The sequence below is a fragment of the Bradyrhizobium shewense genome, assembly GCF_900094605.1.
GTDB lineage: Bacteria > Pseudomonadota > Alphaproteobacteria > Rhizobiales > Xanthobacteraceae > Bradyrhizobium > Bradyrhizobium shewense.
In genome coordinates this window covers 87979-111143 of record NZ_FMAI01000014.1, presented here as the reverse complement: position 1 = coordinate 111143, position 23165 = coordinate 87979, and the positions used below count along the sequence as shown (strand labels likewise).

The 23165-nt window shown below is 63.1% G+C and carries 21 protein-coding genes; 9 read left to right on the top strand and 12 right to left on the bottom strand.

Annotation, left to right across the window (positions count from 1 at the left end; genetic code table 11):
* Positions 1 to 119: 119 nt before the first annotated feature.
* The 3 genes from GA0061098_RS25305 to GA0061098_RS25295 all read left to right on the top strand — a co-directional run bounded on the left by GA0061098_RS25305 (position 120) and on the right by GA0061098_RS25295 (position 2828).
* Positions 120 to 1799, top strand: a complete 1680-nt coding sequence (locus GA0061098_RS25305; RefSeq protein ID WP_091962848.1) for a type II and III secretion system protein family protein — start codon at positions 120 to 122, stop codon at positions 1797 to 1799.
* Positions 1800 to 1811: 12 nt separating this feature from the next.
* Entirely contained in the window at positions 1812 to 2210 is a 399-nt protein-coding gene (locus tag GA0061098_RS25300; RefSeq protein ID WP_091962844.1) for a hypothetical protein, read from the top strand.
* A 168-nt stretch (positions 2211 to 2378) separates the two neighbouring features.
* Entirely contained in the window at positions 2379 to 2828 is a 450-nt protein-coding gene (locus GA0061098_RS25295) for a tetratricopeptide repeat protein (RefSeq protein ID WP_245323545.1), read from the top strand.
* Between the two features lie 36 nt (positions 2829 to 2864).
* On the opposite strand, the gene GA0061098_RS25290 is transcribed toward GA0061098_RS25295, so the two are convergent.
* From GA0061098_RS25290 to GA0061098_RS25245, 10 genes are all read right to left on the bottom strand, one after another.
* Complete coding sequence (locus tag GA0061098_RS25290; protein ID WP_165637589.1) at positions 2865 to 3635, bottom strand: hypothetical protein; 771 nt, start codon at positions 3633 to 3635, stop codon at positions 2865 to 2867.
* 243 nt (positions 3636 to 3878) lie between these two features.
* Positions 3879 to 7031 carry an efflux RND transporter permease subunit gene (locus GA0061098_RS25285; RefSeq protein WP_091962838.1) on the bottom strand — a complete coding sequence of 1051 codons (3153 nt, stop codon included), beginning with the start codon at positions 7029 to 7031 and terminating at the stop codon, positions 3879 to 3881.
* Positions 7028 to 8266 (bottom strand): efflux RND transporter periplasmic adaptor subunit, encoded by a 1239-nt coding sequence (locus GA0061098_RS25280; RefSeq protein ID WP_091962835.1) that lies wholly within the window; start codon positions 8264 to 8266, stop codon positions 7028 to 7030. Before GA0061098_RS25280 ends, GA0061098_RS25285 begins: the two co-directional genes overlap by 4 nt.
* A gap of 63 nt (positions 8267 to 8329) precedes the next feature.
* Positions 8330 to 8575 carry a hypothetical protein gene (locus tag GA0061098_RS25275; RefSeq protein WP_091962830.1) on the bottom strand — a complete coding sequence of 82 codons (246 nt, stop codon included), beginning with the start codon at positions 8573 to 8575 and terminating at the stop codon, positions 8330 to 8332.
* 332 nt (positions 8576 to 8907) lie between these two features.
* A complete protein-coding gene (locus tag GA0061098_RS25270; RefSeq protein WP_018318104.1) occupies positions 8908 to 9465 on the bottom strand; it encodes an HdeD family acid-resistance protein in 558 nt (185 codons plus the stop codon).
* A gap of 172 nt (positions 9466 to 9637) precedes the next feature.
* The gene (locus GA0061098_RS25265; protein WP_091962823.1) at positions 9638 to 10123 is read right to left on the bottom strand and encodes a DUF992 domain-containing protein; all 486 of its coding nucleotides are present in this window, start codon (positions 10121 to 10123) and stop codon (positions 9638 to 9640) included.
* Positions 10124 to 10714 carry a hypothetical protein gene (locus tag GA0061098_RS25260; RefSeq protein ID WP_091962821.1) on the bottom strand — a complete coding sequence of 197 codons (591 nt, stop codon included), beginning with the start codon at positions 10712 to 10714 and terminating at the stop codon, positions 10124 to 10126.
* On the bottom strand, positions 10711 to 11823 hold the full coding sequence (locus GA0061098_RS25255) for an AI-2E family transporter (protein ID WP_091963165.1): 1113 nt from the start codon (positions 11821 to 11823) through the stop codon (positions 10711 to 10713). Before GA0061098_RS25255 ends, GA0061098_RS25260 begins: the two co-directional genes overlap by 4 nt.
* 48 nt (positions 11824 to 11871) lie before the next feature.
* On the bottom strand, positions 11872 to 12114 hold the full coding sequence (locus GA0061098_RS25250; protein ID WP_091962818.1) for a hypothetical protein: 243 nt from the start codon (positions 12112 to 12114) through the stop codon (positions 11872 to 11874).
* Positions 12115 to 12144: 30 nt separating this feature from the next.
* On the bottom strand, positions 12145 to 13584 hold the full coding sequence (locus GA0061098_RS25245) for a basic amino acid/polyamine antiporter (protein ID WP_091962815.1): 1440 nt from the start codon (positions 13582 to 13584) through the stop codon (positions 12145 to 12147).
* 113 nt (positions 13585 to 13697) lie between these two features.
* On the opposite strand from GA0061098_RS25245, the gene GA0061098_RS45155 reads away from it, so the two are divergent.
* Together GA0061098_RS45155 and GA0061098_RS25235 are read left to right on the top strand one after the other, a co-directional pair.
* Positions 13698 to 13970: a hypothetical protein gene (locus GA0061098_RS45155; protein WP_165637588.1), complete on the top strand. Its 273-nt coding sequence runs from the start codon at positions 13698 to 13700 to the stop codon at positions 13968 to 13970.
* 191 nt (positions 13971 to 14161) lie between these two features.
* Positions 14162 to 14872 (top strand): Bax inhibitor-1/YccA family protein, encoded by a 711-nt coding sequence (locus GA0061098_RS25235; RefSeq protein ID WP_091962808.1) that lies wholly within the window; start codon positions 14162 to 14164, stop codon positions 14870 to 14872.
* A 30-nt stretch (positions 14873 to 14902) separates the two neighbouring features.
* On the opposite strand, the gene GA0061098_RS25230 is transcribed toward GA0061098_RS25235, so the two are convergent.
* Positions 14903 to 15406 carry a DUF1269 domain-containing protein gene (locus GA0061098_RS25230; RefSeq protein WP_028143792.1) on the bottom strand — a complete coding sequence of 168 codons (504 nt, stop codon included), beginning with the start codon at positions 15404 to 15406 and terminating at the stop codon, positions 14903 to 14905.
* 212 nt (positions 15407 to 15618) lie between these two features.
* Positions 15619 to 15819, bottom strand: coding sequence for a DUF3551 domain-containing protein (locus GA0061098_RS25225; protein WP_018318095.1), 201 nt, complete (start codon positions 15817 to 15819; stop codon positions 15619 to 15621).
* 273 nt (positions 15820 to 16092) lie between these two features.
* Between GA0061098_RS25225 and GA0061098_RS25220 the strand changes: the two genes are divergently transcribed.
* From GA0061098_RS25220 to arcA, 4 genes are all read left to right on the top strand, one after another.
* The gene (locus tag GA0061098_RS25220) at positions 16093 to 17199 is read left to right on the top strand and encodes an efflux RND transporter periplasmic adaptor subunit (protein WP_091963162.1); all 1107 of its coding nucleotides are present in this window, start codon (positions 16093 to 16095) and stop codon (positions 17197 to 17199) included.
* Positions 17196 to 20261 (top strand): efflux RND transporter permease subunit, encoded by a 3066-nt coding sequence (locus tag GA0061098_RS25215; RefSeq protein WP_091962805.1) that lies wholly within the window; start codon positions 17196 to 17198, stop codon positions 20259 to 20261. The genes GA0061098_RS25220 and GA0061098_RS25215 overlap by 4 nt, the downstream gene beginning before the upstream one ends.
* A 143-nt stretch (positions 20262 to 20404) precedes the next feature.
* Complete coding sequence (locus GA0061098_RS25210; RefSeq protein ID WP_091962801.1) at positions 20405 to 21838, top strand: basic amino acid/polyamine antiporter; 1434 nt, start codon at positions 20405 to 20407, stop codon at positions 21836 to 21838.
* 26 nt (positions 21839 to 21864) lie between these two features.
* Positions 21865 to 23127, top strand: a complete 1263-nt coding sequence (arcA, locus tag GA0061098_RS25205; RefSeq protein ID WP_091962798.1) for an arginine deiminase — start codon at positions 21865 to 21867, stop codon at positions 23125 to 23127.
* The last annotated feature ends 38 nt before the right edge of the window (positions 23128 to 23165 follow it).

Below are 23165 nucleotides of genomic sequence, written 5' to 3'. Positions count from 1 at the left end.
AACGAATTGTAGTGGGACAGATTGTAAGCTCTGCGACGTGGTGCGCAGAGGGGAAATGTTGAGGACGTCGGGCACGTAGATTTGCGGGGATCTCCGTGGATCGCAGTGGGGGAACTCGGATGAGTGGCGATCGCGTTTCGGGTAACAGGGTCGGGAGGCTTCTCGCCTTCGGCGTGATGGGTCTGGGCGCGGCGCTCGCCTCCTCTGGGGTCACCGACCGCGCGGCGGCTGCAGACCGGCGGGGCTCCTCCGGCGGCGTCATCGTCAGCGAGATGAATGACGTCCAGCGGGTCAAGCTCGTCGTCAACAAGTCACGCACCTTCAAGGTCGACACGGCCTTTGCGACGATCGTGGCGGGTTCGTCTGACATCGTCGACGTGAAGTCGCTGAGCGATCATCTCATCTACGTGCAGGGCAAGCAGACCGGCACCACCAACGTCATCCTGTTCGACAGCTCGATGAAGCAGATCGGGATCCTCGACGTCGAGGTCGTGATCGATACCGGCAATCTGCAGCAGAACATCCGGACCAGCACCGGCGGGCAGGGTATCCGCGTATCGGCTTCCGAGGGCCAGGTGGTGCTCAGCGGGGTCGCCGCCGACGCAGTTACGGCCGAGCGTGCCATGGCGATCGCCACCAGCACGGTCGCGAAAGGGGGCGTCGTCGTTAACGCGATGAGCGTCGCGGCGCCGCAACAGGTGATGCTCGAGGTGCGCTTTCTAGAGGTGAGTCGGGAGGCTGGACGCAACTTGGGCGTCAATCTGTATGCGGCGAATGCCAATGGTACCAACGTCGGCAATACCGGTCTTGGTTCAACCACGGCCGTCGGGCGGGCACCTATCGGTGGCATCAATAGTCTCACTAGGGTACCCACCACCGGCGGCACCAGCAACCTTAGTGCCAGCAGCACTCCTGTTGGCGCCAATCCTGCTGGCAGCCTTCCGATACTCGGAACTCTCGGGACTCTCGCCGGTACTGCAGGAGGCATTGCGCCAGCGCCGTTCGGAAGCTTGTTGACCAGCATTATCAGGACCAGCAGCGGGGGCTCGGTGGACCTGTTGATCTCGGCGCTGGAAACCAAAGGATTGGCACGCCGGCTGGCGGAACCAAATCTGACCACGCTGTCCGGCGATGCTGCCCGCTTTCTCGCCGGCGGCGAGTTTCCAGTGCCGATACCGACCCAGACGCAGAACGGCTTTCCCACCATCACAATTGACTACAAGAAGTTCGGTGTTGAACTCGCCTTCGTCCCCACTGTGCTCTCGCGCGGTGTGATCAATCTTCGCGTCGAGCCGTCGGTCAGCGAACTTGATTTCGCCAACGCGGTGACGATCCAGGGGACGACCGTTCCTGCGCTGACCCGCCGCGACGCGCGAACCACGGTTGAGTTGCGCGATGGCCAGAGCTTTGCCATCGCTGGCCTGTTGCAGACCCGCAATCGCCAGGACGTCTCGCAGTTGCCTTGGATCGGCTCGGTGCCGGTGATTGGAAGCCTGTTCAGCAGCAAATCGTATCAGCAGGAAGAAACCGATCTGGTGATCATCGTGACCCCGCGCCTGGTCGCACCGGCGGCACCCGGTCAGCAACTGGCATCGCCACTCGACTCCCGCCTGCCGGCCAACGATGTCGATTTCTTCCTCAATGGTCAGATGGAAGTCCGCAAGCGGTACAATGACTACGTCAATTCCGGAGGCGAGGTGAAGGGACCGTATGGCCACATCATCGCGCCTGAAGTCAGGACCCCCGTCGTCGTCCCGGCCGCGAGTGCCGATCAGACGGTCGTCAAAACTCTAAACTAGAGGACGCGCGAGATGACGATCAGGTATCTGGCCCTGTTTGCGCCCTTCCTCCTCGGGGGATGTTACGGCGTCGCCGGTCATGACGAGGTGGACCGCTACTTTCAGCGTTCCGAAAGCATCACGATGACCGCCGGCGATGCCAAGCAGGTCAACGCCGTGACCCATACAATCCATCCATGGCCGCGATACGTCGGTGATCGCCGGATTGCATACGATGCTCGACGTGTGGGCTCGGCCGTGACGCGTTACGGCAACCAGCAACAGCCGGTGGATCAGCTTCCCGACATGGGCGATCCGACGAAAATCATGGGCCAGCGACCTCCGGTCACGCAGAATGTCAACGTAACTGGATTGGGTGCGGGAGCATCGGCGGGAGTATCGGTGCCGGTCGGCGGGGCAGGGGGCAGGTAGCGGCTTCTGGTAATTGAGTTGAGTGACGGGACATTTGAGTGCGGTGCAGTGCGTCCGCTGGGCCGGGCGGGGGACAAAATTATGCGACGTGCCATTCTACTGCTGACCTGTTGCTGGCTGGCGCCAGGCCTTGCGGCATGTGACTATACCACGAGGGAGGCTGCCATCGTGGCTCCCGTCGAGCCACCGGGTGGGGACCCGGTGCAGGAGCCGACCGACGTCAAGTACTACCCGTCGGACGAGCCTGTGCGGCTGGGCCTGGAGCATTACAATCGCGGCAGTTACGGGATCTCACAGCGCTACTTCAAGGACGCCGTCGAGAAATCACCCAAGGACGTCACGGCCTGGATTGGTCTCGCAGCGAGCTACGACAAGCTGCGTCGTTTCGACCTAGCCGATCAGGCCTATGCCCAAGCGATCCGGCTGGGAGGCGAAACCGTTCAGATCCTGAATGACCAGGGGTATTCGTACATGCTGCGCGGCAATCTGAGTGCGGCGCGACGGAAGTTCGAGAAGGCCTATTCGCTCGATCCGGGTAATCCGGTCATCGCCAATAACCTCGAGCTTCTCAATGGCAGCCGGCGGTTCATTGAAAGACCACCAAACAACCAGCCATAAGCATCGACCGACTACTGCCGTCACGGCCAGTTCTCGTCAATTTGGCCCAATCACAGCATCAGCGTGACGGCTGCCGCTGCGGACGACGACAACAACGCCATTGCGAATGGTAAATCGCGCGCCGAGCAGTTTCCGCACCTTCTCCGTGATCGGAGAAGGAAAGGGAACGGTTTCTCCCGCGACGGGATCGCCGACCTTTATCGTCTCAGTCGCGGGGCCAGCAACTGGTGCAGGCTTGATATAGTCCCGGATAAGCTGAATCTCTTCACGTGACAGGATGAGCGGAGCTTGGTCAGGATGGGTCTCCGACGGCGGCTTGGGTGTTCCACTGCTTGCCTTTTCACGTATCTCATTGGTGCTTGCGATCTGATCGAGCCTGGCTACGCGTAGCTTGAGCGCGATGATGTCTCGTTGCAGTGTTGCGACCTCCAATTTGCGCGCGTTGAGCTGCATGAAGACAATGATCGCGCAAACGCAGCTCACGACGAAGCCGACGCTCAGCAGTGCGATCAACCACCGCTCGAAGTTTCCCATCGACCCTCCGGTCGTCCGGGGGAGTTGATCGCGCTGGAGATGGCGCCGCCAGATGCGACGTCCTCGGTCGATCCAATTGGTAGAGCCCGTTACGCCGGTCGCCGCCTGGCCCGAGCCAAAATGCGCGGGCGACGAGGCGGCTTCCTCGCGGGCCGGATCAACGAACGACGCCGTGTCCACTTGCTCAAGCTCTAGATTCTCGGGGACGCGATCCGCCGTCGTCAGATGAGCGGCAGGGTGGAAGGGATCCATCTGCTTATCGAGCCGGCCCATCTCCGCTCTCCATGCCGCCATCTATCAACTTCAGCAGTTCCGCCGACGCGCTAGAATAGGGTAGCCGAGGATTCGATCAATCGAAACGGAAAAGGCTCTAAGCCGCGGCGTGAGCCGCTCTAAGGGTAGCTTCAAGAGATAGGGGCCAACTAGATGCCAAGGTCAATGGCTTGGCCGGCAGAACCGTGTGAGCCGCGGACTTTTTCAAACGATCCTACTTACGAACAGCACCGCCGAAGCTGTCTAGACTGCATTGCGGTCGGGCGAACTCGGCTGACGGCTTGACTTGAAGGCTGCCTTTGCACGCTCACGCAGGCGCTGGAAAACGACGTAGAGCATCGGCACAATGAAAATTCCGATCGAGCTTGCGGCCAGCATGCCGGCGAAGACGGCCGTGCCGACGGCGCGCCGGCTGAGAGCGGCGGCGCCGGTCGCGATCACGAGCGGCAAGAGGCCCAGGATGAAGGCAGCCGAGGTCATCATGACGGCGCGAAAGCGCATATGTGCGCCTTGGATCGCGGCCTCGTCGAGCGGCACGCCGGCCTCGCGTTGCCCCTTGGCGAACTCGACGATCAGGATGCCGTTCTTGGCGGCAAGCGCGATCAGGACGACGAGGCCGATCTGACCGTAGAGGTCGAGATTGAGGCCAGCGATCTTGATGCCGAGATAGGATCCGAGCACGCCGACGACAACCGAGAGCAGCACGGGGATCGGGATCACGGTGCTTTCATAGAGCGCGACCAGGAACAGATAAGCGAAGAGGACGGCGAGCATAAGCACGATGCCGGTCTGGCCGGCCGCCTGCTGTTCCTGGTAGGCGGTGCCGGTCCACGCGAAACCGTAACCCGACGGCAGAACATCCTCCGAGATCTGCGTCATGGCGGCGATCGCGGCCCCGGAGGAGGTGCCCGATGCCGGGCTGCCGTTGACGGTCACCGAACGATAGTTGTTGTAGCGGGTGATGACCTGCGGACCGGTCACGATCTTGAGGCCGGCGAGGGACCGTAACGGCACCATCTCACCCGAGCTGTTACGCACATGGATGCGCCAGACATCGGACGTATCGGCGCGATCGAATGCTTCACCTTGCAGATTGACCTGCCAGGTGCGACCGAACAGGTTGAAGTTGTTGACGTAGATGCCGCCGAGCGTGGCCTGGAGCGCCGTAAAAATGTCGTTGACGGTGACGCCCAGCGCCTGGGCCTTGCGGCGGTCAATATCGAGATAGAGCGATGGATTGGTCGCCGTGAATGTCGAGAACACACGCGCGAGCCGAGGATCGGAATTGGCCGCGCCGATCAACGCGTTCGTGACGCTGGAGATCGCGGCCGGAGCCTGACCTTCCAGGGCCTGCAATTGGTATTCGAAGCCACCGCCGGTGGAGAGCCCGATGATCGGCGGCAGGTTGAACGGCAGCACGTTGGCTTGCCGGATCTGCGCGCCGGCGGCGAAGGTCTTGGCGATCAGCGCCTGGGCGGAATCCGTCGCCGTCTTGCGGTCCGCGAACGGCTTCAGTCGCACCACCACGAGCGCACTGTTCGGCTCGGAGGCTCCGTCGAGCAGGGAAAAGCCGATCACCGCGAGGACGTGGTCGACGGCCGGCATCTGTTTCAAGATGTCCTCGATCTGCCGGGTGGTCTCGCTGGTCCGCGCTACCGATGCGCCGTCCGGCAGCTGAACCGAGGTGAAGAAGGCGCCCTGATCCTCCTCGGGCAGGAAGCCCGTCGGGGTCACCAGCGACAGGCCGAAGATTCCTGCGGCAAAGGCCGCCACCAGCATGAGCGACAAGGCTGCCATGCGCACCAGCCGGCGGACCGCGCCGCTGTAGCGATCGCGCACCCAATCGATGCCGGTAAGCATGCGGCCGATGATGCCGCTGCGCTGTCCCGTGTGACGCAGCAGCAGCGCGCAGAGGGCCGGCGACAGCGTCAGGGCATTCAATGCCGAGATCATCATGGCGGCGCTGATCGTCACCGCGAATTGGCGGAACAGCGTGCCCGAGATGCCGGGAATGAAAGCGATCGGCACGAACACCGAGAGCAGCACCAGCGTGATCGCGACGATCGGCGCGGTGATCTGGCTCATGGCTTTCTTGCTGGCCTCGGCCGGAGACAGATCAGGCTCCTCCGCCATGACACGCTCGACATTCTCGACCACGACAATGGCGTCGTCGACCACGATGCCGATCGCGAGCACCATTGCGAGCAGGGATACGGTGTTGGCGGAATAGCCGAGCGCGAGCAGAACGGCGAAGGTGCCTATGAGGCTTACCGGGACTGCGACGGCCGGAATCGCGGTGGCCCGCATGTTTCCGAGAAACAGATAGACCACGATCACAACCAGCACGAAGGCCTCGCCCAATGTCCACAGCACCTCCGTGATCGTGTCCCGGACGAAGGTGGTGGAGTCGTACTGCACGAGATAACCGAGCCCTGCCGGAAACCGGCCGGACAGCCGCTGCATCGTGTCAGCGACCGCGCGCGCGGTGGTCACTGCGTTGGCGCCGGGGGCGAGGTAGATCGCAATCGGAACGGCAGCTCGCCCGTCGATCCGGGCTTCGCTGTCGAGATTTTGCGCGCCCAGCTCGACGCGGGCGACGTCCCTGACCAGCAGCGAGGATCCGTCCCGATCGGCGCGCAGCACGATGTTGGCGAATTGATCGACGGTCGCGAGGCGGCCCATCGTCTGCACGTTGAACTGGAACTGCTGATCGTCGCTGATCGGCCGCGCGCCAATGCGGCCGACGGGAGCCTGGACGCTCTGTGCGCGAATGGCGGCAACCACGTCCGAGGGGGTCAGGTTGAGGCTGGTGAGGCGCTGCGTATCGAACCAGATCCGCATCGAATAATTCATCCTGGCGAACAGATTGGCCTGGCCGACGCCCGGCGTGCTCGCAATCGCGTCCAGCACGTTGATGATGGCGTAATTGGTGATGAAGAGCGGGTCCTGCTGACCATCTGCGCTGTAGAGCACCAGGAACTGCAGGATCGAAGAGGATCGTTTCTGGACGGTCACGCCCTGCTGTTGCACTTCCGTGGGCAATTGCGACAATGCGCTCTGAACGCGATTATTGACGTTGACCGTGTTGATGTCGGGATTGGTGCCGAGCGCGAACGAAACCGTCAGCGTGTAGCTGCCGTCGTTGCCGCTGGTCGATTTCATATAGAGCGCGCGGTCGACGCCGACCACCTGCGCCTCCAACGGCTGTGCGACGCTGCTCTCCACGACCTCGGCGGAGGCGCCGGGAAAGTTCGCGGCTACGGTGACCTGCGGCGGCACGATATCGGGAAACTGCGCCACCGGGATCTGCGTGAGCGCCAGTGCGCCGGCGATGGTGATGACAAAGGCGATCACCATCGAAAGACGCGGTCGGTCGACGAAGACGCTCGATATCATTGGCTGCCGCCCTTGGGGGTTCGGGGCAGGGGAGCGCGCCCCCCTTGCGGAGCCGCCTCGCCGGTTGAATCCTTCATGCTCGACAAGATCAGCGGACTTGCCGGCTCTGGAGAGATGGTTTGTCCGGCGCGAACGCGCTGCAAACCTTCCGCGATCACCTTTTCACCGGCCGTCAATCCGCTGATGACGGCAGCGATCGTGGGAGTCGATTGCCCGAGCTGAATGCGCCGCTGCTCCGCCTTGTCGTTCGCGCCGACGACGAGAACGTAGTCGCCGCGCTGGTCGGACAGCACCGCCGAGCGCGGGATCGCCAGCACCTCGATAGGCTGGACTCCTTCGAGGACGACGGTGACGAATTCGCCGTTGGTGAGCTCGTGGACGGTAACGCCTGCCGCCGAGGGAGCGCGCAGGATCGGGTTGGCGATCTCTCCGCGCACCGTGATCGTGTCGGTGTTCTGGGCGATGGTGTTGTCGACGAAATTTAGCTTGCCGGATTGCCCATACATGCGCCCGTCGGGCAGCCGCAACCGGATCGTCACCGCTTCGAGGCCGCCTTGGGGGCCGTAGCGTTCGCGCAGCTCGAGCCCCTGGCGGAGCGGCACCGGGAACGTGACATACATTGGATCCTGGCTGACGATCGTGGTCAGCACGCCTGAACTCGGACCGACGATGTTGCCTTCCGTCACGGCCGTGCGTCCGATCTTGCCGTCGATCGGCGCGCTGATGATGGTGTAGTCGAGGTTGATCTGCGAGGCCTGGACCTGCGCCTGTGCAGCTTTGACTTGCGCCTCGAGGCTGCGCTGGCTCGCGAGCGCGGCATCGTAGGTCGATTGCTGCCCGGCCGGTCCGCCAAGCAGGGTGCGGGCGCGCTCGGCGGTCAATTTGGCATTCTCGAGCGTCGCTTCGAGCTGTGCTACCTGCGCCTGCTTGGCGGCGACATCGGCCTCGAACGGGCCGCGTTCGAGCCGGTAAAGCTGCTCGCCTTTCCTGATTTCCGCGCCCTCGGTGAACAGCCGCTGCTCCAGAAAAGCGGTGAGGCGGGCGGCAATGTTGACCTGGTTGATGGCCTCGATCCGGCCGAGAAACTCACTGCTCTCGGCGATCGGCCGCTGCGCCGCTTCGACGACGCCGACGGCAGGCGCGGGCGGGGCTGGCTGCGGCCGCGCGGGTTCGCCGGCCAACAATGTCACGAGGCTCGCCGCCAGCAGTCCGAGCCGGACGTTAGCAAGGTTCATCGTCCGCTCCTTGTCCAGGCTCGGAACTGCCGGCGTCGGACCTCCGCCGTTCGACGGGCTGTGCTAGTCCCGCGCGGTTCGGTTGCTGCGCGCCGGCTCGTCGTAGCCCTTGCGATGGCTGTAGAACATCAGCGCGATCAGGCCGCAGCCGAGCACCAGAACGAGGATCGCAGCCGCCGCCAGCACGATGTTCCCGTAGGGCGGCATCGAGGGCGTTGCCCTCCAGACTGACAGGCAGAACCAGCTCGCGCCGAGGAAAAGCACTGCCAGCACGGCGATGAGGAGCCATTGGTTCTTGTTGCGTACCATTTCCTCGCCCCCTTCGGACTACCAGCGCCAACCGCAATGACGGCGCCCACGATGCCACCAGCAAACCCAGCGGCGGCGCCGGCGCGGTCGCGGGCCCCAGCCAGGACGAGACGGGCCCCAGCCGGGTCGCGGCGGAGGTCCCCATTGCACCGGGATGGCGCGATCCTCCGGTGCCCGACCGGCCCGAGAGAGATCGGGATCGACCGGCATTGCGTTCGCAACACCGATGAGGTGCGCGCCGGACGCTCCGATCGCGGTGGCGGCAATAGCGTTCATCGCAAGGCTGAGGAAGACGCGGCGACTGGGAGCATCCATGGTTGTTCTCTCCTCTGTTATCCGGTCGTTCGCACCGATTGCAGCGCATAGAGCAGCCATGCCAGGCCATGGGCAATCAGGTCGACGCCCAACAGGAAGCCGAGAGCCCAAGCGCTGATGGTGGGGAAGCCGAACAGGACCAGCACGCCGGCGATCACCGCGAAGACGCCCGAGATCAGCATCATCCATCCGTTCTGCCGCCAATAGGCAAAGCTCAGCACGCATCGAATGACACCCGAAGCGAACAGCACCGCGCCGAGGAAATAGGTCAGGATCAGCGCGCCCGAGACCGGCTGGGTGAGCAGCACGACACCGAAGGCGAGGTAGAGCGCGCCGAGCACGACTTGCCAAAGGAACCCGCCCCATCCCTTGGTCCAGAAGGCGTGGGCAATCTCGAATGCGCCGGCGGCGATCGCGGTGAGCCCGATGAGCTTGACACTGACGACGGTGGCGAAGGCAAGGTCGCCCAGCGCGAAAAGGCCGGCGGCGATCAGGACGACGCCGAGGAGCGCACAAACCCACAGCGGCGGAGCAACCACGGCATCGAGACTCCCGCGACTGTCATACACTGTCATGCGATCCTCCTGGGCGGTTACGGCCCGATCGAGCATGCATCGGATCCTAACTTCGAACACCCGACGCCGACATCGGACGAAACCCTGAGCGGCAGGCCGGGAATGTTCTCATCCTCTCCCTGCGCGGACCGGCATCAAGAGCAGACCGAACCGCGGGAGCAAGACGGCGGGATCAGAGCCCGCCTCGCGGTCCCAATGTCAGATGAGTCACGCCAGCCGCGAGATTGAGCCCGATCGAGCGTTCGACCGAGATCGGCTGCAGCATCACGCTCCTCCGCGAGCCGCCGACCAGGACGTTGGCGCCGAGGCCGGGACCGAATGCAAAATTTCCGCTCGCGCCGACGTAACTGCCGCGCAACGTGCCGGGGCCTATCCGCGAGTTCCTGGCGAAGACGGCCCAGGATAGCGCGCCGGCGCTGGTCACGCCGATATCAACGCCGACGCGCCGTATCCGTCCTTCGTAGACGTACTGCCGGGGCGGGCGCAGCGCGTTGAACACGCAACGCAGCGCCTGCGTCGATCCAAGCACCAGTCCGACGCGTGGCTCCGAGAAGCACAGGAGCCTGCCGACCCTGAATCTCTCGGCTTGCGCGGGCGAGGTGACGGCGCAAAGAACGACGGATGCGCCGATGGCGGCAAGATATCGCAACGCTTGCATTCAATCCTCCCGTTGGCTCGTGATGTCCCTGGCGGCGCTCTGCGCGGGGCTGCCGTCCTGGCGCCACCAGAACGAGATGGCGAGGCCAATCAGCAGCACCGCCCCGAGCAGGAAGAAGAAGATGGATTGCTTCAGCCATGATATCGCCGGAACGGCGGCGCCCATTGCAAGGCCAAGGAAGGCGATCTGCAACGACAGCAGGCTCAAGCCCGCAAGGAACGTGCCGAGCGCGAGCAACGTCAGCAGGACGAGCCCCGTTGCAGGGGTCGGAAGCAACTGCTGCACGCCGGAGACCAGCATGATGTTCATCGTGATCAGGACTGCGATCCAGTGCAGGGCCTGCGTCCAGATCAACCGGATCTGGCCCTCCTTGCCCTCGATCTCCGGCCACTTGGTGACAACGCAGACCACGCCGATGGCGAGCGCCAGAAACTCCCAATAGCCGGTCAACGGCTGGTGCGAGACGTTGGTGTAGGCAACGCCGACGATGGCGAGCAGCAGCGCGACGATGTAGGGGAGTTGCTGCCACAGGAAACGCGCCGTCGTCGAACGCGCCGGGGCATCACTCGGCTGCGCTTCAAACTCGCTCATGGCTGCTCGCTCGCAATTGATGGCGGCTTGGGATCGCCGCCCAAATAGTCCTCGACATAGAACCTGACGATCGCAACCCGACCGATCGCAACCAGCGGCATCGCGACTGCGACGCCCATGACGCCGAACTGAGCGCCGAGAAGGACGATCGCAACCAGTGTCCACGCCGGCGGGGTCTCGACTGCCTGGCGCTGGATCAGTGGGCCGATCACGTAGCCTTCGATCGACTGGATGATAGTGTACACGGCGACCGCCCAGATCAGGAGCGATGCGCCGAGCGGCATCGCGACGAGCGCGATCGGGATCGCGGCAACGATCGGCCCGAGATAGGGAATGAAGTTCGACAGACCTGCCTGAAGTCCAAGCACGAAGGGACCGGGCAGCCCGATGAGATAGAGCGCGAGCCACACGCACAACGTCATCAGCATGATGCGGATCAATTGTCCGACGAACCACAGCCGCATGACGTTGCCCATCTCGTCCATCACGGCGCGCGCACGGGCGCGATGGGAATGCCTGACCAGCGCGATCACGCTTTCGCGGTGGCCGGTGGGATCGAAAGCGAACAGAATGCCGAGGAACAGGATCACCAGCACGGCGGTCAGAAGGCTCGATGCTCCGCCGAGCAGAAACTGAGCGTGGCTGAAGAACCGGCCCTGATCGGCGAACAGCCATTGTGCAAAGTCGCGGCCCCATTCCGGGCCGAGCAGGTCCACGCCATACGACAGCAGGTGCCCCTGGAGCAGATCAACCTGCGCATCCATCACTTTCAGAAGCAGGCGCGTCTGTTCCGGCAGCTTGCGCGCGCCCCAGGCGAGGCCGAAACAAGAGAGCGCGGACAGAAGCAAGACAACGAGCGTCAACCGCCAGGCTCGTTTGAGTGGAAGGACCGGCGCCAAAGCTCGCGCCAATGCGTCCAGAAAGGCGGCGAACAACACCCCGGCAAAGACAATCAGAAGGCTGGAGACCATTTGCCAGATCAGGAATAAAGCGACGCCGGCGGCGAGCAGGGTGAGACCGACGGCCAGCAGACTTGGCCTTCCGGCCTCTCCGGGCTCGTCGACAGCGATCTCGTGCCGAGGGAGCTCTCGGTGCTTTTCGGAGCGCATGCCGGAATCGCCGTCAGGTTGATCCATTGAAGGGGCCCCTACGATGTCTCAGGTGCGGAGGCGGCGGCTGCCATAATGCGGGTGTCTGCCGCCGCGATGACGCCAGTACCGGTGCTTTGTCGGATTGGTGTTGGTGTTCGGCGGCGCCTCCTTTTTGGATGTGGCGGTGCCGGTCTCCTTTGCCATCGCCGCGCTGTCGTCCTTCGATTGCGCGAGCGTGACGGTGGGCGGCGCCGCGACGGCCAGCAACCCGGCAAGGAGCAAGCTGCAACGCGTGATCGTCATGTTCATGTTCGCCTCCCTACAATCAAAGACGCTGGGTCAGATCGAAAGGGCACCGACGGCGAGCCCATAGACTCCGCCGCCCGCCGCGATTGCGACCGCCGCAAACAAGATGGCTTCGGTTCTCGTGAATGTGCTTTCCTTGCGCTCGCGTTTGGCCATCAGGAACAGCAAGGTTCCGGGCGCGTAGAGGATCGAGGACAGCAGGAGAAACTTCGGTCCGCCGGCGTAGATCATCGCGGCGGCGTAGAGCGTCGCAACGGCGGCGCGGATCCAATCGGTCGTGCGAGCGCGCTCGCCGGCGTAATAGGTCTCGCCGGTCGATGCGAGCTTGAGGCCATAGGCCGCGACGAGAACGTAGGGAATCAGCGTCATCGCACTCGTCATCTTCAGTGCGAGCGTGAAGGCATATTCGGCGAACCAGCTGACGAGCAGGAATGCCTGGATCACACAGTTGGTCAGCCAGAGCGCACCGACAGGCACCTTGTTCGCATTCTCGCGCGCGAGAAAGGACGGCATCGTGTGGTGCATCGCCGCCGAATGCAGGATCTCCGCGGCGAGCAGCGACCAGGACAGATAGTTGCCGAGGATCGAGATCAACAGGGCCAGGCTGATGAACACGCTGCCCCAGCGCCCGACCATTGTTTCCATCACGCCAGCCATCGACGGCGTCGAAAGATCCGCCAGCTCGTTCCGCGGCAACACGCCGTAGGACAGCAGTGTCACCAGGACGAGCAGGCAGAGAACGCTCAGAAAGCCCACCACCGTCGCAATGCCGATGTCGGCGCGATTCCTGGCGTAGCGCGAATAGACGCTCGCGCCTTCGACGCCGACGAACACGAATACGGTGAGCAGCATCGTAGAGCGCACCTGGCTCAGCACCTGTCTGATACTCGGCGGCTCTGTTCCCCAGAAATTCTGCACCAACAGCTCGCGATCGAGGACGAACGCCGCCACGACGATGAACAGGAGTATCGGAACGATCTTTGCGAAGGTTGCAATCGTGTTGAGCCTGGCCGCGCCCCTGATGCCCCGCAGCACGACAAAGTGCACACTCCACAAAAGCAGTGTCGCCGATGCAATGGCCGTCGGCGTCGTACCGTCGCCAAAGATCGGAAAGAACTGCCCGAGTGTGGCCTTGATCAGAATGAGGCAGGCGACGTCGGCAAGACAGCAGCCGATCCAGTAGCCGGCCGCGGACGCGAATCCGATGTAGTCGCCGAATCCGGCTTTGGCGTAGGCGTAAATGCCGGCATCCAGCTCCGGTTTGCGCTGCGACAGCGACTGGAAAACGAGCGCCAGCATGAGCATGCCCGTCCCTGCGATGATCCATGCGATGATCGCACCGAAGGCGCCAGTGGCACGTCCGAACGCCGCCGGCAGGGCGAAGATGCCGGATCCCACCATCGATCCGATCACAAGCGCAATCAACGCGTTGCGGGAAAGCTCTTGATTGGCCTCGTTCGACGAAGACGCCATGACGGAGAATGGTCTCCCAATCCGCAGCGCGGTGCTGGTCGCATCTGCCGACCGGCCCCTGCGGACGACCTTAGAAGTGTCTGCCGCATGCGCACATCAGGGATTCTCTGTAGGTGGTGAGGGCAGAAAAATCAGCCGCCGCCCGGGGCTCCGCATGCCGTCTGCGGCGGGCTGGCCACAAGCACGACGCTGCCGCGGCAGAATTCACCGGCCTTGGCGAGCTCAGCGGCGAGGCGTCTGGCGTGCAGGATGGCTGCATCGTGATCTCGGCAGTCCTGTCCGATCCCGTCGGGAAAGAGGCCGTATCTGTCGGCGATGTGAAAGAAGAAGCGCATGGCATTGAGTTAGATCGCGACCCACCCGGCTTCCAAGTGACAAAGCTGTAAGGAGCGTACGCCAAAGGGCTTAGACGTAGTTCCAAGCTCTCGTATCGGTAATGTGCAGCATCCCTGCGATGCCCCCAGTTGCGACAAAGAAGGGTAATTTCCACGGGCGGCATTCGGGTGATTGTCCGATGCTGTTCCGGAAGCCCGAGGATTAATGTCGCCTCCCTCGGCGAAGTTCAGAGGAGGCGGATGTGTCAAATTTCGATCAAAATCTGACTGCGGCGGAGACGGCTGGCGGCGCATTTGCGGTGGACGCTGGCCTGCATCAATACATGCTGCGCATCTACGCTCACATGGCCGCAGGCGTCGGCTTGACCGCCGTCGTGGCCTGGCTGACTTATCAGCTCACAGGCCCGGCGCTGCTGCAGAGCCCATTGATGTGGGTCTTCATTCTGGCGCCGCTGGGGCTGGTTTTCTTCATCGGCTCGCGCATCAATACGCTGTCCGTGTCAACGGCACGGCTGCTGTTCTTCCTCTACGCCGCCTTGGTCGGCGTATCGCTCTCGACGTTATTCCACATCTACACGAACTCGTCGATTGCCCGGGTCTTCTTCATCGCCGCCGCGAGTTTCGGAGCGCTCAGCGCCTTCGGGTATACGACGCGACGCGATCTCTCCGGGCTCGGCACGTTCCTGTTCATGGGGTTGATCGGCGTCATCATCGCAAGCCTGATCAATATCTTTCTGTCCTCGACCGCGCTCGACTGGCTGATCTCGATCGTTGGCGTCGGCGTATTTGCCGGGCTTACGGCCTACGACACGCAGCGGATCAAGGCGATGTACGACAGCGCGGATGACCATACCTCTGCGGGTCGCAAGTCGGTTATCGCGGCGCTGTCGCTCTATCTGAATTTCATCAACCTCTTCATGATGCTGCTGCGGCTTGCGGGCGGCCGGCGCTGAGACAGGCTGAGACAGGAAGGAACGGCGGCTTCAGGCCGCCGGCCGCTCCACGGCACTCGTCAGCGCATCGCGGAGGAGCTTCTCCTTCGTCTCGTCGAGTGACGTCTTGAGCACAACGCCGCCGGCGCTCTTGATCTCATTGATCACCTTGTCCGCCGTCATGTGCTTGATCAGGACGAACAAGGCTGCGTTGCCAGGCTGGAGGCTGGTCGACAGGCTCTTCATGAAGGCGTCGTCGATGCCGAAGTCCGAGAGCGCGCCGCCGAGCGCGCCGGACGCGGCGCCCACCGCGACTCCGAGGATTGGGTTCAGGAACAGGACGCCGATGAGAAGGCCCCAGAAGCTTCCCGTCATTGCGCCCATGGCAGTGGTATTGACGAGTTGATTGAGCTTGATGCCACCCGCGTCCGTCTTCACGGCAATCACGGCGTCGCTGATTGTGATCAGATATTCCTTCTGCAGCTTGAATAGCTGCTGGCGGACTTCTTCTGCCTTTGCTTCCGACGGATACACGATCGCGACAAGATCGGACATTGACACCTCCCGTTGATCCAAATGCGAACCGGAGCAGTCGATGCTACCGTGCAAGGAGACCCGCCGCGATTGGAGGAAACCCCGGGCGTTGGCGGAAGAATGTCCCGATGGGGCAGGCACAGTTGCGGCATTCATGCCGAATCCGGGTGGCGTACGACAACCAACAGCACGTCATTTACGCCGCCCGGCCGATATCGGACTGAGCGCTGCCGTCAGCGGCGGCGATTTTGCACGCAGGTGCCCTGCCGTCCGCTGACCGATGCGCGGCATTGGGAGCGGGTCTCATACATGCAGTTGAGCATTCCCTTGATCTTCGAGCACCATGCCAGATCCTGCGCTTGTACGGGCGTCGTTGAACCCATCGCGCTGAGCGCAATGAAGATGGCCGCGGACAGCAAAGCCAGCTTTCTCATGTCGATCCTCCTATCGTCGTGTGAATCATTCGGAGCCTGAGCGGCCGGTTCCCTTGCCACCTGCTGCTTTGGCGAACGCGCCGCGGCGGGAGCAGGCGCAGCCTTAATGCACCGCTTGCGGCGTCCCCGGTATCGGGTGATTGCCTGACGTTGCCCTGGGAATCTTCTGACTGCTGCTGGAAGGTTCTACGGACCACGATTGCATCGGTGATGGCTCAGTAGATTTACCGATGGAAGGGAGATGATCTATCGCCAAGATCGTCAGTGGAGCAGTTGACCGATGATCATGTCATGCCGATGCGGCCGCTGAATATCGCGCTTGTCGCAGCGGTCGCCACGCTGCTGGTAGCCGCCTGTGAAAGGGACCCGGTGGAGGACACGCCCCCGGCGCCACGTCCGGTTCGCACGACCACGGTCGAGAAGCGCGAGCAGCTGACGCCGTTCACGTTTACCGGGCGTATCGAGGCGGAGGACGAGGTCAGCATTGCATTTCGAATCGGCGGGCGGCTGCTTTCGAACAACACCCGGCTTGGTGATCGCGTCCAGGCCGGCCAGCTTCTGGCGCAACTGGAATCGCAGAACGAAGCGAACGCGCTACGCCAGGCGCAGGCGGCGCTTGCTGCTGCGCAAGGCCAGCTCACTCAGGCCCGCAATCATTTCGAGCGTCAGCAGACGCTGCTAGCGCAGGGCTGGACCACCCGCGCCAACTTCGAAGCCGCGACGCAGGCGCAGCAGACCGCCCAATCGCAGCTCGATATGGCCGAAGCCCAGTTGAACGCCGCCCACGATCAAGTCGGCTTTACCGAGCTGCGCGCCGATGCGCCGGGCAAGGTCACCGAAACCGGCCCCGCCGCCGGCGAGGTTGTCCAGGCCGGACAGACGATCGCGAAGATCGCTCGCCAGGACGGTCGCGATGCGGTCTTCGATGTGCCCGCCCAACTGGTGAGAGCGGCGCCTGCCAATCTGCAGGTAACGGTCGCGCTCACGGACGATCCGGCAGTGACGGCGCAAGGGCGCGTCCGGCAGGTCGCCGCCCAGGCCAACCCGGTCACGCGGACCTTCGAGGTCAAGGTGGGCCTTACCGATCCGCCGGCTGCGATGCGGCTCGGGGCGACCGTGGTCGGGCGCGCCGAGGCGAACTCCGGCCCGATGATCGGCATTCCCGCAACCGCGCTGACCAGGATGAATCAACAGCCGGCCGTCTGGGTCTTTGATCCCTCGGCCAATACGGTCTCAGTGCGGAACGTCGACGTGCTGCGGTTCGACCAGGCGCAGGTGATCGTCGCGCAAGGGCTTGATGCCGGCGAGATCGTCGTCACTGCGGGCGTTCAGGCACTTCATCAAGGCCAGAAGGTGCGCGTGCTCGGATCGGGGCGATGAGCGGATTCAACCTTTCGGAATGGGCACTGGGGCGACGCTCGCTGGTCGTCTACCTCATGCTGATAGCGGTGGCCGCCGGCGTCCTGTCATATTTCCGGCTGGGCCGGAACGAGGATCCGGCTTTCACGATCCGGACCATGGTCGTTCATGCCGTCTGGCCGGGGGCGACGGCCGACGAGACGATGAAGCAGCTGACCGAGCGCCTCGAGCGCCAATTGCAGGAGACCCCGCATCTGGATTTCCTGCGCAGCTTCACCCGGCCAGGCCTCACGACCATCTTCGTGAACCTCAAGGGAAGCGCCAATGCGCGGGATGTCTCCGATACCTGGTACCACGTACGGAAGACGATCGGCGACATTCGCCATACGCTGCCTGCCGGTGTCGTCGGGCCGTTCTTCGACGACGATTTCGGCGACACCTTTGGCATCGTCTACGGCTTTACCAGCGATGGCTTCGCGCAACGCGAGCTGCGTGACCGGGTCGAGGCGATCCGTTCGCAGCTCCTGGCTGTACCGGATGTCGCGAAGATCGAGCTGCTGGGCGCAGGGGAGGAAGTGATCTTCGTCGAGTTCTCCAAGCAGGAGCTTGCAAATCTCGGCGTCGATCGCACGGCTCTGATTGCGGCGTTGCGGGCGCAGAACATCGTGATGCCGGCGGGAACGATTCAGACCGGCACCGAGCGGATATCGCTGCGGGTGTCGGGCAGCTTCCTGTCCGAGCAGGACATCGCCGATATCAACTTCGCCGCAGGCGGTCGCATGCTGCGCCTGAGTGACCTTGCGATGGTGCGGCGGGGCTACGTCGATCCACCCCAGCCGCTGTTCCGAATCAATGGCCGTCCGGCGATCGGGCTTGCCATTGCCATGCGCGACGGCGGCGACATTCTCGCACTCGGCAGGAACGTCAAGGCGGCGATGGCGCGGATCACCGCTGATCTGCCGATCGGGATCGAGCCTAGCCTGGTGGCCGACCAGGCCGTCGTCGTGGGCAAGGCGGTCGGCGAGTTCATGACCTCGTTGTTGCAGGCGATCGCCATCATTCTGGTCGTGAGCTTCAGCAGCCTCGGCGTTCGTCCGGGCCTGATCATCGCGCTGGCGATCCCGCTCACGCTCGCGGTCGTGTTTCCGGTCATGGCGGTCCTTCAGATCGACATGCAGCGCATATCGCTCGGCGCCCTGATCATTGCGCTTGCCCTGCTGGTCGATGATGCCATGACGACGACGGATGCCACGCTCGTTCGCCTGGCGTTGGGGGACAGCAAGGTCGAGGCCGCCAGCTACGCGTTCCGGACCCACGCGCTTGCCATGCTTGCGGGGACGCTCGTGACAATCGCGGGCTTCATTCCGGTCGGTTTTGCTGCCAGCGCCGCGAGCGAATACACGTTCTCGCTGTTCGCTGTGGTCGCGATCGCGCTATTGGCGTCCTGGTTCGTCGCGGTGATCTTCGCGCCACTGCTCGGCGTTGCCGTCCTTGTCCCGCCCAAGCAGAAGGGCGCTGCGGCTCCCGGACGGGTGTTCCGGCTGTATCGACGATTCCTGATATCGGCGATCCGCGCCAAGTGGGTGACCCTCGGTGGGACGGCCGCGCTGTTCGCCGCCTCCGTGCTCGCGCTGCCGCTCATTCCGCAACAATTCTTTCCGTCCTCCGATCGGCCGGAACTGCTGGTCGATCTCAGCCTGCCGCAAAATGCATCGATTTTTGCCAGCGAAACCGCGGCAAAGCGTCTGGACAAGATGCTCACGGGCGATCCCGATGTCGCGCATTGGAGCACCTATGTCGGGCGCGGTGCGATCCGGTTCTATCTGCCGCTCAGCGTCGAATTGCCGAACGACTTCTTTACGCAGGCCGTCGTCGTCGCCAGAGACATTGGGGCGCGTGTGCGGCTGCATGGCAAGCTGGAACGATTCCTCGCCGATGAGTTTCCGAACGCGATCTCGTCGGTGTCTCCACTCGGCCTCGGTCCCCCGGTCGGATGGCCACTGCAGTATCGCGTCAGCGGTCCGGACGTCGAGCGGGTGCGCGACATCGCGCTCGAGGTCGCACGGATCGTCGGGGCCGATCCGGCCGCCAAGAGCGTGAATTTCGACTGGATGGAGCCCGATCGCCAGGTGCGGATTCGCGTCAACCAGGACGAGGCCCGCCTGCTCGGCCTCAGTTCGCAGACGATTTCCACCGTTCTGAACACCGTGATATCCGGCACGCCGGTCACGCAGGTGCGGGACGATATCTACCTGGTCGATGTGGTGGTCCGCGCAACCGATGAACAGCGCGTCTCGCTGGCGAGCTTACGCACGTTGCAGATGCCGATCGCGGGCGGGCGAACCGTTCCATTGAGCCAGTTTGCATCGTTCGAGTATGATCAGGAGTTTCCGCTGATCTGGCGACGAGATCGCGTGCCCACGCTCACGGTTCGGGCCGCCATTGCCGACCGTGTGCTGCCGGAGACGGTCGTCAACAGGCAGGCCGCGGCCATGGCAAAGCTGAAGACGGCGCTGCCGGCTTCAAACCGCGTCGTGGTCGGTGGCACGGTGGAGGAAAGCCGGAATTCGCAGGCGTCGGTCATGGCGGTGGTGCCTGTGATGCTGTTCGTCATGTTCACGGTCCTGATGGCCCAGTTGCAGAGCTTTCCGCGATTGTTGATGGTCGTCAGCGTTGCACCGCTCGGTCTGATCGGCGTCGTCGCAGCGCTGCTGTTGTCGGGCCGGCCGTTGGGCTTCGTCGCCATTCTCGGTGTGCTTGCGCTGCTCGGCATGATCAGCAAGAACGCGGTCATCCTGATCGGCCAGATCGAGGCGGAGCGTTCACTGGGGAAGGCGCCCTGGCAGGCCGCGGTGGATGCCAGCAGTTCCCGCTTTCGTCCAATCATGCTGACGGCCGTCTCCACCGTTCTCGGCATGATCCCGATTGCTCCAACGGTGTTCTGGGGGCCGATGGCCTTTGCGATCATGGGCGGCCTGCTGGTTGCGACCGGTCTGACCCTGGTCTTCCTGCCGACACTGTATGTGGCCTGGTTTGGCGGAAAGGAGCCGGCCGACGCTTCCGGCTCTTCGTTCGCGGCCTGAGAGCGTGTGGGCAGTGAGGGTAATCCCGGACCTCGACTAGGTGATCACCTGATTGGCCATGCGCGCTCCACGGCGCATCGTCCGGGTTCCAACGAGCGTAGCGGCCGCAGCGCCGACCATCACTCGCGGTTCGAGGCCTTCACATGAGCGCGACGCCGTCGATCCAGAAGCTTTCGCTGTTTGCTCTGACGGCCATGGTGGTCGGCTCCATGGTCGGTTCCGGCATCTTCTCACTGCCGCGCACATTCGGCATCGCAACCGGTCCATTCGGCGCCATCTTGGCCTGGTGCATCGCCGGCGGTGGCATGTACACGCTGGCGCGCGTGTTTCAGTCGTTGGCGGAGCGAAAGCCTGAACTCGATGCTGGTGTCTACGCCTACGCGAAAGCAGGTTTCGGCGATTATCCCGGCTTCCTGTCGGCGCTTGGCTATTGGATGGGAAGCTGCATTGGCAACGTGTCGTATTGGGTCCTGATCAAGTCGACCTTGGGCGCGTTCTTTCCTGTGTTTGGTGACGGCAATACCGTCATCGCGATCATCGTTGCCTCGATCGGGATCTGGCTTTTCCACTTCATGATCCTGCGTGGCGTGCAACAGGCCGCCGCGATCAACACCATCGTGACCATCGCCAAGATCGTGCCGATCGTGGTCTTTATCGTCATCCTGATCTTCGCCTTCAAGGCCGACCAGTTTAGCGACAATTTCTGGGGCGGCGAGGGCATGCCGGACAAGGGGCTCTTCGAGCAGATCCGCGCGACCATGCTGGTCACGGTGTTCGTGTTCCTCGGGATCGAGGGCGCCAGCGTTTATTCCCGCTATGCCAAGGAGCGATCCCATGTCGGCGCGGCGACGATCATCGGCTTTGTGATGGTGACCAGCCTGATGGTGCTCGTCACCATGCTGCCCTACGCCGTGCTGCCGCGCGCCGACATCGCCGAGATGCGACAGCCGTCCATGGCGGCGGTGCTGGAGGCCGTCGTGGGGCATTGGGGCGCGGTCTTCGTCAGCATCGGACTTCTAGTTTCGGTGCTCGGGGCTTATCTCGCCTGGAGCTTGATCTGCACGGAAGTTCTTTCGGCCGCGGGCCGCACCAGGGATATGCCGGCCCTGTTCGGCACCGAGAACGAGAACAAGGTCCCGGCGGCGGCGCTGTGGCTGACCAACATCGTCGTCCAGCTCTTCGTCATCAGCACCTACTGGTCGCGGGACGCCTTCTCGCTGATGCTCAATCTGACGAGCGTCATGAATTTGATCCCGTTTTTCCTGGTCGCTGCCTACGGGCTCCTGCTGGTCAAGCGCGGCGAGACCTATGAGAAGCGCCCGGACCAGCGTCGAAGCGGGCTGGTCTTTACCGGAATTGCGCTGATCTACACGCTCTTCCTGATCTATGCGGCCGGAATGAAATATCTGCTGCTGTCGGCCATCCTCTACGCGCCCGGCACGGCACTGTATTTGTGGGCACGCCTCGAGCAAAAGGCGAGAGTCTTCACCTTCGTCGAGTGGATCATCTTCATTGTCGTTGCGATCGGCGCGGTCATCGGCATTCATGGCCTGGCCACCGGCTACATCACGATCTGAGCGGAGCAGTTCCGGAGATAGGCCTCATGACAAAGCAGACATCGGATGCAGGGATTTCCTTCGGTGTTCATTCGGAAGTCGGCCAGCTGCGCAAGGTGCTGGTCTGTTCGCCGGGGCGGGCTCATCAACGTCTGACGCCGACGAACTGCGACACCTTGCTGTTCGACGACGTCCTATGGGTCGACAATGCCAAGCGCGATCATTTCGATTTCGTGCAGAAGATGCGTGACCGCGGTATCGAAGTCGTCGAGATGCACAATCTCCTCGCCGACACGGTCGCCATTCCGGAGGCGAGGACGTGGATTCTCGACAACCAGGTGATCCCCAATCAGGTTGGCCTCGGCCTGATCGACGAGCTGCGCGGCTATCTGGAAAGCCTCAAGCCGCGCGAGCTGGCGGAGACGCTGATCGGCGGATTGTCGACCCAGGACTTTCCAGAAGCCCGCGGCGGCGAGACGCTCAGGCTCATCCGGGAAGCGGCCGGCATGACCGAGTATCTTCTGCCGCCCCTTCCCAACACCCTGTACACGCGCGATACGACCTGCTGGATCTACGGAGGGGTTACGCTGAATTCGCTGTTCTGGCCGGCGCGCCACGAAGAGCCTATCCTCGCCGCCGCCATCTATAAATTCCATCCGGATTTCGCCGGCAAGGTCAACGTCTGGTGGGGCGATCCGACACAGGATCACGGCCTTGCGACGCTTGAGGGCGGCGACGTGATGCCAATCGGAAAGGGTAACGTGCTGATCGGATTGAGCGAGCGCACCTCGCGGCAGGCCATCAGCCAGCTCGCTGCCGCCCTGTTCAAGAAGAAGGCGGCCGAGCGCGTGATCGTGGCTGCCATGCCCAAGCTTCGAGCGGCGATGCATCTGGATACGGTCTTCACATTCGCCGATCGCGATTGCGTGCTGCTTTATCCGGACATCGTCAACAATATCGCGGCATTTTCCTACCGTCCGGCCGACAGCTCCGCAGGCATCGAGCTGCGGAAGGATGAAAAGCCCTTCGTCGAGGTCGTGGCAGAGGCGCTTGGGCTGAAGAAGCTGCGCGTGGTGGAGACGGGCGGAAATGCCTATATGCGCGAGCGCACCCAGTGGGATAGCGGTGCCAATCTCGTCTGCGCATCCCCTGGCGTCGTGTTCGCCTATGACCGCAACACCTACACCAACACGCTGCTGCGCAAGGAAGGCATCGAGGTCATTACCATCGTTGGTGCGGAACTCGGACGTGGTCGCGGCGGCGGTCATTGCATGACCTGTCCGATCATCAGGGACGCGGTCGATTACTAGGCCCGCATCAGCGGCCTCTTACGAAACGATGATCGATT